Raw genomic sequence first — 14,821 nt, 5'->3', positions numbered from 1 at the left:
GTAGCGCGCGTCCCGGTACGAGACGTTCGGGAAGAGCGCAGTCGGACTACGAGGACGACTCGTCGTCGGTGACGACAGTCGTCTCGTCGCTTCTCGCGTGTCGAATCTCGACTTCGTGGCGGGTGTGTCGCGCGTGAGTCTCGGCCCACCGAGTCGCGGCGTCGTTGGCGAGTCGCTCGGCAGCCTCCGGGCAGTTCCGGCACGTCGCGCGCCACGTCCGGATGTCGTCGGGGAAGTGGCCGGTGTGACGCTTGTGGTCGAGAGCGAACTGTTCGACGGCGTGGTTGCCGACGCCCAACTCGTCGAACTCCGTCGAGAGGTCCCACGTCCGGTCGCACCGCTCACAGGAGACGGTCGGCGCGTCGAAGTCGTCGGCCGAGTCGCCGCGGGTCGGGTCGCCGGAGGGGTCCCAGTCGTCGTTTCGGTCGGACACGTCGCCCGGTAGTTCGCCCGGCCCCTTGAGTGTATCACTCCCGGCCAGCTACTCGAACTCGGGGTCTCGGCCCTCCAAGAACGCCGAGACGCCTTCGGCGTGTTCGTCGGTGGCGTAGGCCTGCGACTGGACGACGTTCTCGTAGTCTTGGGCCTCCCGCCAACCGCGACCCATGTTCTCGTGGATGGCGCGCTTGGTGAGACCGATGGTCTTCGTCGGTCGCTTCCGGAGGGTCTCCAGCAGGTCTTCGACGGTGGCGTCGAGTTCGTCGGCGGCCACGACTTCGTTGACCAGTCCCATCTCGGCGGCCTCGGCCGCCCCGAAGAACTCCCCGGTGAAGGCGAGTCGCTTGGCAGTCCGGAGTCCGACGATTCGGGGGAGCAGGAAGCTCCCGCCGGTGTCGGGGATGAGTCCGACGCGGACGAACGCGCAACTGAACGTCGCGTCCTCGACGGCGTAGGCGAAGTCGCTGACCGCGGTGACTGCGAGTCCCGCGCCCACGGCGTCCCCGTTGACCTTGGCGACGATGGGCACGTCGGCGGCGAGGGCCTCCTCCACGAGTCGGCCGAACGTCTCGGTGACGCGGTCGTAGGCCTCGTCGGGCGACTCCTCTCGGTCGGCCATCGACTCGATGTCTCCGCCCGCGCTGAACGCCGGACCCTCGCCGGTCAGGACGATGGCGTCGTGGTCGTCGGCGTCGGTCTCGGCGAACACGTCTGCCAACTCCGCGGCGATTTCGGGCGTGAACGCGTTCATCACCTCGGGGCGGTCGAACGTGACGGTTCGGATACCGTCGTCGTCTGAGATGTCCATGTTTCACCGTCCCGGCCCACCACGATAAGGATACCTCACTCCGACCGAGGTCCGGCGAGAACTCGACCGGCCGAGCGTTTAAGCACGAGGGCGTCGCCCAGAGACCGGGGGAACGAATGTCACGCAAGCGACGACCGAGCGACACGCGACCGAGACCGACCATCGACGTGGACGTGGCCGACCGGGGCGACGACTACGTCGTGACCGCCGACCTGCCGGGGATTCGCAAGCAGGACGTTGACGTGCGCGTCAAGAAGAGCCGAGTCCAGATACTCGTGGACCCGGAAGGCGAGAGCGAAACCGGAGGCGCGTTCGCGCGCCGGGCCAGAGAACACGGCCCAATCACCAGAATCGTCCGCCTGCCCGAGCGAGTCGACGAGAAGCGGACCGACGCGGAGTATTTAAACGGCCAGCTCCGAATCACGCTCCGCAAGCGCCAGCGCCGCCGTTCGGTCGAGGTGGAGTGACCGAAAACCCGAAGGTCACGCCCGCCCTCGTCGGACCGATGAACGTCGAACTGTTCGGTCGGACCGTCGAACTCGACGAACGCTACGTCGCGGCCCCGGAGGGCGAACTCCGCGAGCAACTCGCGGAGTTCGCCGCGGGCGACCGCCGAAACTTCGAACTCTCGGTTCGCCTGCCCGACGACTTCGCGGGCGACGTGATGGCCGAGATGCGCGCGATTCCCTACGGCGAGACCCGGACCTACGGCCAACTCGCCGACGCACTCGACACCGCGCCCGTCGCGGTGGGGCAGGCCTGCGGGCGGAACCCGGTTCCGCTGGTCGTGCCCTGCCACCGCGTCGTCGGGGCGGACTCGCTCGGCGGGTACTCGGCGGGCGACGGACTCGCGCTGAAACGCCGACTGCTCGAACTCGAAGCGGGACACCCGACCGAAACGGATTCGTAACTCGACAACGCCGGTGACGTTCCAACGCTAGATATTTTTCGGACTACGGCCATAACGATTAAGCTGGTCGTCCAAAATGGCTAAGATGCGGTTGCGTCCGGTTGCGCCGCGACTCTGGTCCATGACCGTGCCGCCCGGACCCGCCTGTCATCCGATAGCCGCGCTCCTGCCATCTGACGCGGTTCCGGTGCCATCGAGTTCCAGCCCTCCGCGCTCCGCCTTTCGTACCACCGACTCGACTCGTTCTGTGAACTACCGAAAAAAGTAGACCGTCAGTCCGTCGTCACGCCGCGTCCACGGTGAAGGTCGTCGCGTCGGTGACGACCGTTCCGTTCTCGTTGACGAGTCGCACCGTGACGGTGTGCTGGCCGTCGGCGAGGTTGGCGACCTGCGCGCCGCCGATTGCGGGCGTCCCGCCGAGTCCCTGCCACGCGCCGCCATCGACTCGGTATTCGAGGTCGGTCGCGTTCGCGGCGTCGGGGTGTCGCGTGACGAACCGGAGCGTCGGGTTCGGGGTCCCGACGACGCCGCCGTCCGCGGGCGCGAACACCGCGACGTTCGGTTCGGCCGGGAGCGCGGTCTCACCGACAATCGGCGTGGTCCCGAACTCGCCGCCGAATCGGACTTCCGAGGCGGGCGTCCCGGAGGGGACGGCCCGATACCGAATCTCGGTGACTTCGCCGCGCACGTCGAACGACAGCGTGCCGTCGGCGAACGTGACGTTCTCGACGCTACCCGGCCCGTCGGCCGTGAGGTTCGCCACGTCTGCCTCGTAGCCTGCGGGCAACTGCTCGGTGACGTGCAGGTCGGTGTCCGTCGTCGCGTTCAGCACGAACAGTCTGGCGTTGACTCCCTCGTCCAGCACGTCTTGGACCGTCTGGTCGTCGGTCGGGGTCTGGAGGTCCCGGACGACCGCCGTGCCGACCGCACCGGAGACGCGCGTGCCGTTGAATCGGTCCACCGTGCGGGTGACGGTTCGGTCGGACCCGGCGACGGTGACGAACCCGGCGTCCAGCACGTCGTGGGTCCACGAGTCGTACACGGTGGTCTCGTGGCTTCCGTTCGTCAGGTCGGGGCTTCGGGCGTCGTACCCCGAGGGTCGGTCGAGCGCGCGGCCGTGACCGTAGGTGTAAATCCACCCGCCGTTACCGCCGCGAACGTCGGCGTAGGCGTCCACCGAGCCGCCGTCGCGGTCCTCGACGTAGAGGGTGGTCTGATAGCCGCGCGGGACCGTCAGCGTGCCGAGGTCGGTGGGTCCGTCCACGGCCACCGACTCGCGCATCCACGCGTCGGCGACGCCGTTACCGGGCGTCTCTTCGGTGACCCAGACGCCGTAGGTGCCGTCGGGGACCGCCGTCGAGAAGTTCCCGGTGGCGGTGGTCTCGATGGTCTCGAAGACGCCGGTCGAGAAGTTGATGACGTGGACCGTCGCGTCGTCCACGGGACTTCCGTCGGGGGCGACCCACTGGCCGTCGAGTCGGGTGGGTCTATCGACCGTGAGCGTCACGTCCCGGTCGGCGGTGAGGGTGACTTCGGTCGCCTCGGGTTCGTAGGGACTGGCCGACGGCGGTCGGGCAGTCACGTCGATGCTGTCGTTGACCTCCAAGCCGACCTCGGAGTTGGGCGGGTGGTACATCCGACCCTGCGCGTCGGTCGGCAGTCCGTCCTCGTGGAGGTAGTGGTACGCGGAGGTCCAGATGCCGCCACCGCGGTCCACGAGTTGGACCGAGGCGTTCTCGACGGGTGCGCCCGTCGCGTTCTCGACGGTGACGTTCAGCGCGTGACCCACCGGGAGCGTGAAGTCCCGCGTGTCGGCGGTCGTCGTGGTGTTGTGCCACCCGAGGGCGGCGAAGTCGGCCACGCCGTCGCGCGGATAGGCGACGTTGGCGGGTTCGCTCGCGTCCACGTCCGAGAGGTCGGCCTGCCACGTCGTCACTTCGTAGTCGTGGTTCTCGCGGACTTGGGCGGTGTAGGTGCCGTCGGCGTCGGTCACGACTTCCTCGAAGTCGTGACCGTTCTGGTCGGTCCACCACCGGAGGGTGACGTTCTCGGCCGGAGTGCCGTCGGGGTTCGTGACGGTGCCCGAGACGGTGGTCGTCCGGTAGAGGTGCAGGGTCTCGTCGCGGGGTGCCTGCACGTCGAACTCGGTGTAGTTGCTACCGTAGTCGGTGCCCGCCGGTTCCTCGACGTAGACCGTCGTCGTGCCGTTGACCTCGACGCCGGGTGCGTGGTTGTCGGGGTGGGCCATCCGACCCCGTTCGTCCACCGGAACGTCCCCGCTCCGATAGCCGTAGAAACTGGTCTTCTCGTCGGTCTCGGGGTGAGTGTCAGAGACTTCGACTTCGGCGGCGGTGACGGGTTCGCCCGTCGCGTTCTCGACGGTGACGTTCAGCGCGCTACCCGCCAGTAGCGTGTAGTTGGTCGTGGCGTCGCCCGAGACCGAGACCGGGCCGAGGTTGCCGAAGTCGGCCACGCCGTCGCGGGGGTAGGTGACGTTCCCGGCTCGGATGTCGCCCTGCCAGTAGGAGACGCGGTAGTCGGTCGCGTCCCGGAGTTGGACCGAGAAGCGACCCTCGGCGTCGGTCAGCGCTCGCCGGTCGTCGGCCGCGTCGTTCACGTCCTCCCAGTCGAGGGTGACGTTCGCGGCGGGGGTTCCGTCGGGGTTCGTCACCGTGCCCGAGACGGTCGCCGTCTCGTGGAGGACGACCGTCTCGTCGCGGGGTGCCTGCACGTCGTACTCGGTGTAGTTGTCACCGTAGTCGGTCCCGGCGGGCGGTCGGACGTAGACGGGCGTGGTCCCGTTGACCTCGATACCCGGAGCGGGGTTGTCGGGGTGGGCCATCCGACCCTGCGCGTCGGTCGGGACGCCGCCGTCGCGGTAGCCGTAGACGTAGCTTCGCTCCTCGGTGGTCGGGTCCTCGTCGGACACTGCGACCGAGGCGTCGGCGAGACCGACGCCGGACTCGTTTTCGACGGTGACGTTCAGCGACCGACCGGACAGGAGCGTGAAGTCGGCCGTGGTGTCGCCGGGGACACCGACCCGACCGAGGTTGCCGAAGTCGGCCACGCCGTCGCGCGGGAAGGTGACGTTTCCGGCTTGGGTATCGCCCTGCCAGTAGGTGACGTGGTAGTCGCCGGTCGCGTCGACCTGCGCCGAGAAGCTACCGTCGGCGTCGGTGAGAACTTCGGCGAACCCGGAGGTGCCACCGATGCCCTCCCATCGAAGAGTGACGTTCGAGGCGGGCGTGCCGTCGGGGTTCGTCACCGTGCCCGAGACGGTGGCCGTCTGCTGAGCAGTCAGCGTCACGTTGACGTTGCGGTCGCTCGTGACGGTCCGGTCGAGGTACTCGTCGTCGTAGGACGTGCCGTCGGGCGCGCGGACCGACACGTCGGTCGTGCCGTTGACTTCGAGACCGGAGTAGCCGTTCGCGGGATGGGACATCCGGCCCTCGCCGTCGGTCGGCAGGCCGTCTAGGTGGAGGTAACTGTAGACCGACGAGTAGGTGGTGCCCTCGCGGTCGGTCAGTCCGACCGAGGCGTCCTCGACGCCCGCGCCCGACTCGTTCTCGACGGTCACGTCGAGAACGTGGCCGACCGGGAAGGCGTAGTCCCGCGTCACGTCGCTGGTGGAGGTGTTGAGCCATCCCAGCGCGGTGAAGTCGGCCACGCCGTCGCGCGGGTAGGCGACGTTGGTCGCCTCGCTCGCGTTCACGTCCGAGAGGTCGGCCTGCCAGAGTTTGGCGTGGTAGCTACGGTTCGCTTCGAGCGTTGCGGTGTACGACCCGTCGGGGTCGGTCACGACCTGCACGAAGTCGGTCTCGCCGCCGTCCTCGGTCAACCACCGGAGCGTGACGTTCCCGGCGGTCGTTCCGTCGGGGTTCGTGACGGTTCCTGAGACCGTCACCGTACTTCCGGTAGTCGTCGCGGACGCGACCCCTGCGGTCGCGCGTTGGTCTGTCGATGCCGGTACCGTCGCAGTGGCGACCGGCGCGAGCGTGCTACCCGTCAGCGTCAGAACGACGACTGCGAGGGTAGCGACGGCTCTGAGCCAGTTCTGCGTGTTCGCTCGTGTCATGAATCGTCGCGAATCGAGAGTATATTACGAACGAAGACTTATAAAATTATATTTATATACTATACGTATGTTTTATATCTCTACGCCCGGCGCGGGCGTCCGAAAGACAATTATCTCTATCTGACAGGGTGAATTTTGTTTCTAAAAACAATATATACGATTCCAAAACGGCAGAAAATATTTCTCGGCGTCGCGCCGTCCGCGGACGGCGCGACGCCGAGTCTCCCGGTTACTCGAACTTCTCGAAGGGTTGCTCGCAGTCGTTGCAGTAGTGCATCGACCGGCAGAGCGACGGGCCTTTGGGATGTTCGCGTTCGGTTTCGGTCGAACCGCAGTAGGGGCACTCGGCCCCGCGGTCCTCGCCCGAAGTCTCGACGCTGGGGTCTGGTCGTCGGTTCATGGTCAGATGCTCAGGCCGAAGTCGTTCAGGTCGTCTCTGCCCTGTTCGGTCACCATCTCGATGGACCACTCGGGACTCCAGACGAGTCGCAGGTCCACCGACTCGACGCCGGAGACGCCCGCGACGGAACGCTCCACCTCGTCGGTCAGCATGTCGCGGGCGGGACACCCCGAGTAGGTCAGCGTCATCAGGACCTCGGCGTGGTAGCTTCCGGCGGTTTCACCGCCTCTACGAGACTCCTCCGGAGCCTCGCTGTCCACTCGTTCCGTGACCTCCACGCCGTAGATGAGACCGAGGTCCACGATGGAGACGGGCATCTCGGGGTCCTCGACGCCGTAGAGGGCGTCCCACACGTCGGCTTCGACGCCCTCCGCTCCCTCGCCGGTCGCTGGCAGTTCCTCGACTTCCTCGCCCTCGACGTACTCGGTGTACGCACAGAGCGCGGGGTCCCCGCAGTCGTCCAGACCGGGAATCCCGCCGGTGCCGGGAACCTCGTCGGCGTCGAGGTCCTCGGGGTCGTTCTCCCGGAGGTCCGGAATCTCGGGGTCGTAGGGCAGGTCGCTCGACACGATTTAGGCCACCTCGTCGGGGTCTTTCATGATGCGGGTCGCCTCGGTCCGGTCGAGTTCGCGGTAGGTGTTGGTGAACTCGTCCCAGAGGTCGTCCCAGTCGTCGGTGTGGGACTGGTCGCGCCCGATTTCGTCGGGGAGTTCGAGACCCTCGTGGTGGGTGTCGTACTGCTCGGGCAGTTCGGCCTCGTCCACCGAGAGTCCGAGTCCTTCGAGGTACGGGACCACGGTGTCCAGCCACTCCTCGCGCATGTCGGCCAGCGACTCGGTGCGCAGGCCCAACTCGTCGATGCGGGCCTCGATGTCCTCGTCGGTCGGCGCGAAAATCGTCAGCGCGTAGGGCAGGAGGCGGTCGAGCGCCTGTTGGACGCGCCGCTCGCCCTCGTCGTCCTCGGTGAGTCGTTCGAGCCAGTTCTCGGCGTGTTCGCGGTGGTAGTCCTCTTCGCCCTGAATCTTGCCCACCCGGTCACGGATGCGGGCGTACGACGAGTCCACGAGGGCTTCGAGGCGAATCTCCTCGGCCACGTCGTAGAGGTACGACCGCAGGATGGGGTCGGCCCAGTCGCCCTCCTCGAAGGGGAGTTCGGTCAGCGTGCTGTGACGCCACTCGCCCGCGGGTCGCTCCCAAATCAGGTCGGGTTCGTCCGGTCCGAAGTCCTGAAGCAGGTCGTACCAGAGGCGGGCGTGGCCGAGTTCGTCCTGCGCGATGTTCGCCAGCGCGAGGTCGGATTCGAGCGTCGGCGCGCGGACCTGCCACTCGGTGTATCGCTCAGCAATCACGAACTCGTCGTCCGCGAGGCGGAACAGCAGGGTCTCGACCGCTTCACGTTCGTCGTCCGAGAGGTCCTCGGGACCCGGCAGTTGTTCGGCACTCGCCATCAGTCGTCACCTCGCTGGCGTTCGGCCTCTGCCTGCACTTGCTCGCTCTCGGACTCGGCGACTTCCTCGGCCGCCGCCTCGAAACTGTACGACTGTGCCCACCGGTAGGACTTGTCGGTCGTCCCGCCGAACTTGGCGTCCTCGGTGTCCACCTCGCCGATTTCCTTCTGGGGGACGACCCAGAGGCTGTTGGTGGGCTTGCGCCGCCCGTGCTGAATCTCGGCGAACATGAGCGCCATGTCGCGGTCCGGCGCGTGGACGTTTCCGCAGTGGGTGTGATACTCCCCGGCTTGGTCCTGTCGGAATACTTCCCAAATCATGGTTAGTCTGCCGCCTGCGGACTCGCGCCCGCGCTCTTGGCTTCCCAGTCGTCCATGCTGTTGCGAACCCACTCAACCGCCTCTTGGGTGCGCCTCCGCTTGCCGATTTGCTCGTGGCTCCCCTCGTAGTCGTTCTTGGCGATGGTGAAGAACTCGTCCCAGTTCAGGTCGTCTTCCACGACTTCGTAGGTGCCGTCGCCGTTCTCGCGGATGCGGGGTTCGTCGGGGATTTCGAGACCGTACTTCTTTGCCTTCGGGACGTAGGCGTTGAGGAAGGCGTTTCGCAACTCGTCGTTGGTCATCGTCTTCAGGCCAACGTCGGCCGAGAAGTCGTGGTGGGTGGACTTGTCGTCGGTCGGCCCGAAGAACTGGATGATTCGGGGCCACCACGTCTCGAAGGCCTCTTGGGTCTTTTCCTGTTCGGCCTTCGAACCGGTCATGAGTTCGTAGAGGATGGCCTCGCCGTGCTTGACGTGGAATCCCTCTTCGAAGCACACCTTGTCCATCGCGTGGGCGTAGGGTTCCCAACTCGACTGCTTGAGCGTGGCCTGTCGGCGCATCGCCGCGCCGTCCACGAAGAACGCAATCATCGGCGTCTCGACCCACGACTCCAGCGGGTAGTGGAAGCAGTTGAGGAACTTGCCTTCGCCGTTGGCCAACTCGTCCAGCATCTCGTCGCGGGTCTTGATGCCGAGCGATTCGGCGGCCCGGTAGAGCAGTTGGCCGTGGCCGATTTCGTCCTGCACCTTCGCGGAGAACGCCAGTTTCCGGTCGAGACTCGGCGCTTCTCGGATGAAGGGTCGTTCGAGGTACGCCCCCATGATTTCGCTGTTGGCGTGGAACTGAATCATCCGAGTCGCGGCCTTCCGGTACTTCTCCGGAAGGTCGTCTTTCGGACTGAACTCGCGCGGCCCGGCGCGCTCTTTGAGTTGGTCGATGTCCATGTCCCGATACTAGCTCCCGACCACCAAACAGATTAACCCGTCCATGGAAAGGGTTTAAATACTACGCCGGGCAAGCTTCCGACATGAACGACGGGCCGACGGTCGGCCGCCGACGCCCGGCCGACCGTCCACCGGCGAGGGATGCCGACAGTCCACCCGAAATCGTCGCCGACAGTCCACGGGGAAGCGACGCCGACCGTCGCCCAGTCGCGCGACGGCCGACCGAACTACCGCGAACGCTCCGCCAGTCAACCGCCGTGGGTGGGACTGAAAGGGGCCGCCGGGTCGCGCAACGCTCGGTCGTCTCCGGCGGCCCTATTCCGCGCGCAGTTCTGCGCGCGGAATATCCGGCGGAGCGGCCGCGACCCGGCGGGGGCTTTCTACCCAACCGTTTCGGAACCCCCCACGACAGCAACGACACGAATCGAACTACCGGAGGTATCGACTCGTGATAGACGAGTGTCTCGTCGTGGAGTTCAGCGTGACCGGCGACGACTGTCCGCTTGCGGAGGCGTCCCGGACGACCGGCACTACCATCGACGCCCGGCCGCCTCAACTCCGGTCGGACGACAACGCCCTCCTGCGGTTCTCGGCGGGAGAGGGGGCCGACGACCTCGCCGAAATTCTCGACGACGACGACCGGATTCGGTACCTCCACGTCTCGCGGACCGACAGTCGGACCAACTTCCGGTGTCTCTCGAAACACCCCTGCGCGGTCCACGAGTTGACCGACGCCGGATTCATGGCCGAGACGCTCCAGTACCGGGAGGGAACCGAACGCTACACCGGCGCGGTCGTCGGCCACGACGTGCTACAGGGCGTCCTCGCGGCGGCCGCCGAGACGGTCGGCGTCTCGCTCGAACGGGTCTTCCCCCTCGGGAGCGAGGACGACGAGGCGGTCGCTCAGCGGTGGGACGTGACGCCCGCCCAAGAAGTCGCGCTCCGAACCGCGCTGAAGATGGGCTACTTTGCGGTCCCGCGCGAGGTGACGGCCGCGGAGGTGGGCGACGAGTTGGGAATCAGCAAGTCGGCGTTTCTGGAGCGTCTACGCCGCGGGCAGGCGACCCTGTTCGCGCAACTGTTCGGTTGAACAGTCACCCCGTCTTGTAAACACCGCGCGCGTCGGCTACCTGCGCGTCGTCGTCTACCGCGTAGACTTCCACGTCCACGACGCCCACGTCGCTTCCACAGCGCACCACGTCGGCCTCCGCGCGCAGGTCGCCGGTCCCCGCTTCGAGGTAGTCGATGCGCATGTCGATAGTCGGGACTGGCTGGTCCACCAGCGAGACCAGCGCCGCGCCGCCCACCGTGTCGGCCAGCGTGAACGTGACGCCGCCGTGAGCCATCATGTGGTCGGCGTTCCACGAGAGTTCCTCGCGCATCTCCAGTCGGCCCTCGGCGTGGCCGTCCTCGACTTCGGTCACTTCGACCCCGAGCAGGTCGGCGAACGGCATCTCCTCGAAGAAGTTCTCGACGTTCATACGGGCGAGATGTGGCCGGGAACGGCTTAAGGATACTTCTTCGGCTACGTCGATGCTGTTCGGTTGATTTGGAGTCGATAGGTTGAGGGGCCGGTGTTCGCTTGCTCCGGACCTACCGCGACGGCAGGTATCACCGGGGAGAACGTTTCTTCGTTTCTCCCGTCGCTTCACTGCCCTCTCGCCTCACCGACTCCTCACGCGACTTCCTCGTCGCGCCACGCCGCGAACGACGCCAGCAGGTCGTCCTCCTCGAATCGCTCGACGCAGGGCACGTCGTAGGGGTGGAGTTCCTCGACGCGCGCTTCGAGGCGGTCGTAGGCGTCGTCGGTGGTCTTCGCCAGCAGAATCACCTCGTCGTCGCGGTGGACCTCGCCCTCCCACCGGTAGACCGAGGTGCAGGGGAATCGGTTGACGCAGGCCGCGAGGCGTTCCTCGACGAGCGTTTCGGCGATTTCCGGCGCGTCCTCCGCAGGCGCGGTGACGTAGGCAGTCGGCATACCCGTGACTCCGGTGTCGTCGGCCATAAAGCGGGCGACTGACTCCTACCCGCGGACTCACACCCGCGGACTCACGCCCGCGCTCGGAGGTCCTCCAGCACGCTCAGCGTCGCCGCCGAGTACGACTCGTCCAGCACCACGTCGGCGGCGCGCTTGGCCTTCTCGTCGGCGTTCGCCACGGCGTAGGACTCCCCCGCGACTCCGAACGTGGACACGTCGTTCTCCGAGTCGCCGACGGCGACGAACTCCTCGGGACTGCGGTCCAAGAGTTGTGCGACCGACTTCAGGCCGATGCCCTTCTCGATGCTCGGCGACTTGACGTGGTAGGCGAACCCGGTGTCTACGACTTCCAGTCCGTGTTCGGCCGCCAACTCCTCCAGCGGACCGAGCGGTCGGTCCCGAGCGACCGCGATTTCGGTCTCGCGCCAGCGGTTCGTGAGGTCGGTGGGTCCCCACCCGAGGTCGTACCCCGCCGCGACGTACTCCTCGGCGACTCGGCGCGCGGCCTCGCCGTCGCCGTTCGTCGTCACCTGCTCGCCCGAGAGGACGACCCCGCCGTTCTCGGCGATGACGTTCTGCTCGACGTACATGAAGTGACAGAGCGCGACCGGGTAGGGGAAGGCCTTCCCGGTGGCGAGGACGACCGGCGCGTCCCAGTCGGGAAGCACGTCGAAGAACCGCGGGTCTACGGAGTCGTCGGGTCGGGTCATCGTGCCGTCGATGTCGAGGACGAGCGGCGGAACCATGCAGTAGCGTCGGGGCGTCAGCCACAAAAAGCGGTCGTTCGGAAGCGGTCCCACTTCAGAGACCGAGCGTCGGCACCCAGACGCTCTGGGGGAAGACGCCGACGATGGTCAGCACCGCGATGAGGAAGGTGCCGACCACGATGGCCGCGGCGGGCGGGTCGAAGTGGGTGTCGGCGTGGGCGTAGAAGATTCGCTGGACGACTTCGCCAGCGAGCGCACACACCGCGCCGAAGATAGCGCCGACCACGAGCGCGGACAGGAGCGGAATCGCGGCCGCGACTTCCGACGGCGGGGCCGACGATACCGCCATTCCCGCCGGAGCGAGCGCCAGCGCCGCCGTACTCGCCGGGAGACTGATGTGGTGGGTCACGGGAATCTTCTCGACGCCGCAGTTGAGGAACACGAGGCTCGCCGCGCTGATGCCGAACGCGAGAAACGGACTCCCGGTCGTGTACGCCGTGAACGCCGCCAGAATCCCCACGACCAGTCCGAGCATCGTCACGTTCGCCCACTTGTACTGGTGGGGGAGCCACGGTTCGACCACGAATCGGCCCTCGGCGGTCCCGCCGTCGGCGGCGGGTTGGTCGCTCCCGTCGCCGTCGGCAGTCGCCGCCTCGCCGATGATGCGCCGGTCGCCGTCCTCGAACGGCTTCATGTTGAGGATGCCGCCGCTGGTGTCGCCGATGAGGTCGTAGCCGAAGACGATGCGGTGGACGACCGCCGACAGCACGACGCCCATCGCAATCGGGTCGTAGGGCATCCCGGCCGTCGAGGACGCGACCGTCAGCCAGTAGCCGAGAATACCGAACGCGCCGCCGACCGCCAGCACGTCGGGTTTGGTGCCCTGTGCGAACGCGATGTCCTTGGCGTTGTGGTAGTCGAATCCGGACTCCATGTAGCCTTTCTTGGCGGCGTATGCGGCCGCGGCCGCGCCGCCAGCGAAACTGATGGCCGGTGAGAAGACGGGTCCGAACGCGATGGACCCGGTGATGCCGACCGCCGCGAGTTCGTTCGCCGTGCCCGCGTCGGACGCGCCCGCGACGGTCTTGCCGATGACGTTGGCCGCTTCGCCCGCGATGACCATGAATCCGGTGAAGATGAACGCCGGGAGCGCCCCGAGCGCCGCGCCGAACGCGCCGCCCGCGAACGCCGCCACGAGCATCTCCAGCGCCCAGAGGTCGCTCCACGCCATTCAGTCGTCACCTCCGTCGCGCGCCCAGTCGCGGGAGCGTTCGACGGCCTCGGCCCATCGGTCGTACATCTCGTCGGCCTCGGCGTCGTTCATGTCCGGCTCGAACTCGCGGTCCACCTGCCAGTTGTTCCGGAGTTCATCGGGGTCGTCCCAGTAGCCGACCGCGAGACCCGCGGCGTAGGCCGACCCGAGCGCGGTGGTCTCGTCAACTTCGGGGCGGGCGATTTCGGTGCCGATGATGTCGGCCTGCAACTGACAGAGGAAGTTGTTCTTGACCGCGCCGCCGTCCACTTTGAGGTTGGAGAGTTCGATGCCGCTGTCGGCGACCATCGCCTCGGCCACGTCGCGGGTCTGGTAGGCGATGGATTCGAGCGTGGCCCGGACCACGTGTTCGCGGCGCGTCCCGCGGGTCATCCCCACGATGGTCCCCCGAGCGCGCTGGTCCCAGTGAGGTGCCCCGAGACCGGTGAACGCCGGGACGACGTAGACGCCGTCGGTCGAATCGACGCTTCGGGCGAGCGTCTCGGACTCTGCGGCGTCCTCGATGAGCGTCATGTCTTCGAGCCACTCGATGGCCGCGCCCGTGACGAAAATCGAGCCTTCCAGCGCGTACTGGACGGGTTCGCCCGACCGCTGGAACCCGACCGTGGTGAGCAGGCCGTGGTCGCTGTCCACCGCCTCGTTGCCCGTGTTCATCAGGAAGAAACTCCCCGTGCCGTAGGTGTTCTTGGCGTCGCCCGCGTCGAAGCAGGTCTGGCCGAACAGCGCGGCCTGTTGGTCGCCGAGTGCGCCAGCGACCGGAACCTCCGCGCCGAGGAAGCCCTCGGAGTCGGTCGTCCCGTAGTAGGCTTCGTCGCTGGAGGGGCGTACTTCCGGGAGACACGCCTCCGGGACGCCGAACTCGTCCAAGAGTTCGGCGTCCCAGTCCATCTCGTGGATGTCGAACAGCATCGTCCGCGAGGCGTTGGTCACGTCGGTGACGTGATTGCCGGTGAGGTTGTAGATGAGCCACGAGTCGATGGTCCCGAACAGGATTTCGCCCTCGGCCGCGCGCTCTTTCAGGTCGGCGGGTCGGGCGCGTTGGGTCTTGATGGGGTCGGCGTTGTTGAGCAACCACTCGGCTTTGGTGGCCGAGAAGTAGGCGTCGGCTTCGAGACCGGTCTTTGCTCGCACGTCTTCGACCTTGCCCTCCGCTTCGAGTTGTTCCACGCGGTCGGTCGTCCGGCGGTCCTGCCAGACGATGGCGTTGTGGACCGGCTTGCCGGTGTCGCGGTCCCAGAGAAGCGTCGTCTCGCGCTGGTTGGTCACGCCGAGTGCGGCGAGTTGGTCGGCTTCGATGCCCGCGTCCGCGAGCGCACTCTCCGCGACCGACTTGGTGTTCTCCCAGATTTCTACCGGGTCGTGTTCGACCCAACCGGGTTCCGGGTAAATCTGTTCGTGTGTCTCGTACGAGTTGGCGACGACTTGGCCGCCGTGGTCGAAGACCATGAAGCGAGTACCGGTCGTCCCTTGGTCGATTGCTCCGACATATGTTTCCTTGCTCATGTGTTAGTCACCAGTGG

The 14,821-nt window shown here is 66.8% G+C and carries 16 protein-coding genes; 3 read left to right on the top strand and 13 right to left on the bottom strand.

Features of this window, described 5'->3' with window-relative positions; translation table 11 throughout:
• Positions 1 to 46 precede the first annotated feature (46 nt).
• Together P2T60_RS07680 and P2T60_RS07675 are read right to left on the bottom strand one after the other, a co-directional pair.
• The gene (locus P2T60_RS07680) at positions 47 to 433 is read right to left on the bottom strand and encodes a DUF8062 family protein (protein WP_276281966.1); all 387 of its coding nucleotides are present in this window, start codon (positions 431 to 433) and stop codon (positions 47 to 49) included.
• A 48-nt stretch (positions 434 to 481) separates the two neighbouring features.
• The gene (locus P2T60_RS07675) at positions 482 to 1,246 is read right to left on the bottom strand and encodes an enoyl-CoA hydratase/isomerase family protein (RefSeq protein WP_276281965.1); all 765 of its coding nucleotides are present in this window, start codon (positions 1,244 to 1,246) and stop codon (positions 482 to 484) included.
• Between the two features lie 116 nt (positions 1,247 to 1,362).
• Between P2T60_RS07675 and P2T60_RS07670 the strand changes: the two genes are divergently transcribed.
• Entirely contained in the window at positions 1,363 to 1,713 is a 351-nt protein-coding gene (locus tag P2T60_RS07670) for an Hsp20/alpha crystallin family protein (RefSeq protein ID WP_276281964.1), read from the top strand.
• A 38-nt stretch (positions 1,714 to 1,751) separates the two neighbouring features.
• Positions 1,752 to 2,156 (top strand): methylated-DNA--[protein]-cysteine S-methyltransferase, encoded by a 405-nt coding sequence (locus tag P2T60_RS07665; protein WP_276282184.1) that lies wholly within the window; start codon positions 1,752 to 1,754, stop codon positions 2,154 to 2,156.
• Between the two features lie 283 nt (positions 2,157 to 2,439).
• Here P2T60_RS07665 and P2T60_RS07660 read toward each other — a convergent pair whose 3' ends face one another.
• From P2T60_RS07660 to paaA, 6 genes are all read right to left on the bottom strand, one after another.
• Positions 2,440 to 6,231 carry a carboxypeptidase-like regulatory domain-containing protein gene (locus tag P2T60_RS07660; RefSeq protein ID WP_276281963.1) on the bottom strand — a complete coding sequence of 1,264 codons (3,792 nt, stop codon included), beginning with the start codon at positions 6,229 to 6,231 and terminating at the stop codon, positions 2,440 to 2,442.
• 229 nt (positions 6,232 to 6,460) lie between these two features.
• Positions 6,461 to 6,631, bottom strand: coding sequence for a 1,2-phenylacetyl-CoA epoxidase subunit PaaE (paaE, locus tag P2T60_RS07655; RefSeq protein ID WP_276281962.1), 171 nt, complete (start codon positions 6,629 to 6,631; stop codon positions 6,461 to 6,463).
• A 2-nt stretch (positions 6,632 to 6,633) separates the two neighbouring features.
• Complete coding sequence (locus P2T60_RS07650) at positions 6,634 to 7,104, bottom strand: metal-sulfur cluster assembly factor (protein WP_337250846.1); 471 nt, start codon at positions 7,102 to 7,104, stop codon at positions 6,634 to 6,636.
• 99 nt (positions 7,105 to 7,203) lie between these two features.
• On the bottom strand, positions 7,204 to 8,079 hold the full coding sequence (gene paaC, locus P2T60_RS07645; protein ID WP_276281960.1) for a 1,2-phenylacetyl-CoA epoxidase subunit PaaC: 876 nt from the start codon (positions 8,077 to 8,079) through the stop codon (positions 7,204 to 7,206).
• A complete protein-coding gene (gene paaB / locus P2T60_RS07640; protein ID WP_276281959.1) occupies positions 8,079 to 8,399 on the bottom strand; it encodes a 1,2-phenylacetyl-CoA epoxidase subunit PaaB in 321 nt (106 codons plus the stop codon). The genes paaC and paaB overlap by 1 nt, the downstream gene beginning before the upstream one ends.
• A gap of 2 nt (positions 8,400 to 8,401) precedes the next feature.
• On the bottom strand, positions 8,402 to 9,343 hold the full coding sequence (paaA, locus tag P2T60_RS07635; RefSeq protein ID WP_276281958.1) for a 1,2-phenylacetyl-CoA epoxidase subunit PaaA: 942 nt from the start codon (positions 9,341 to 9,343) through the stop codon (positions 8,402 to 8,404).
• Between the two features lie 448 nt (positions 9,344 to 9,791).
• On the opposite strand from paaA, the gene P2T60_RS07630 reads away from it, so the two are divergent.
• A complete protein-coding gene (locus P2T60_RS07630) occupies positions 9,792 to 10,433 on the top strand; it encodes a helix-turn-helix domain-containing protein (protein WP_276281957.1) in 642 nt (213 codons plus the stop codon).
• A gap of 4 nt (positions 10,434 to 10,437) precedes the next feature.
• On the opposite strand, the gene P2T60_RS07625 is transcribed toward P2T60_RS07630, so the two are convergent.
• The 5 genes from P2T60_RS07625 to glpK form a co-directional block, all read right to left on the bottom strand.
• Positions 10,438 to 10,824, bottom strand: a complete 387-nt coding sequence (locus tag P2T60_RS07625; RefSeq protein WP_276281956.1) for a PaaI family thioesterase — start codon at positions 10,822 to 10,824, stop codon at positions 10,438 to 10,440.
• Positions 10,825 to 11,018: 194 nt separating this feature from the next.
• A complete protein-coding gene (cutA, locus tag P2T60_RS07620) occupies positions 11,019 to 11,321 on the bottom strand; it encodes a divalent-cation tolerance protein CutA (RefSeq protein ID WP_382210387.1) in 303 nt (100 codons plus the stop codon).
• Between the two features lie 71 nt (positions 11,322 to 11,392).
• Positions 11,393 to 12,067, bottom strand: coding sequence for an HAD-IIB family hydrolase (locus P2T60_RS07615; protein ID WP_276281954.1), 675 nt, complete (start codon positions 12,065 to 12,067; stop codon positions 11,393 to 11,395).
• A gap of 55 nt (positions 12,068 to 12,122) precedes the next feature.
• On the bottom strand, positions 12,123 to 13,259 hold the full coding sequence (locus P2T60_RS07610) for a DUF7973 family transport facilitator (RefSeq protein WP_276281953.1): 1,137 nt from the start codon (positions 13,257 to 13,259) through the stop codon (positions 12,123 to 12,125).
• Entirely contained in the window at positions 13,260 to 14,804 is a 1,545-nt protein-coding gene (glpK, locus tag P2T60_RS07605; RefSeq protein ID WP_276281952.1) for a glycerol kinase GlpK, read from the bottom strand.
• Between the last annotated feature and the right edge of the window lie 17 nt (positions 14,805 to 14,821).

This window comes from Halorussus caseinilyticus (assembly GCF_029338395.1).
GTDB lineage: Archaea > Halobacteriota > Halobacteria > Halobacteriales > Haladaptataceae > Halorussus > Halorussus caseinilyticus.
Note: the sequence above shows the minus strand (reverse complement) of the source record. Positions and strands in the feature narration are given on the sequence as shown.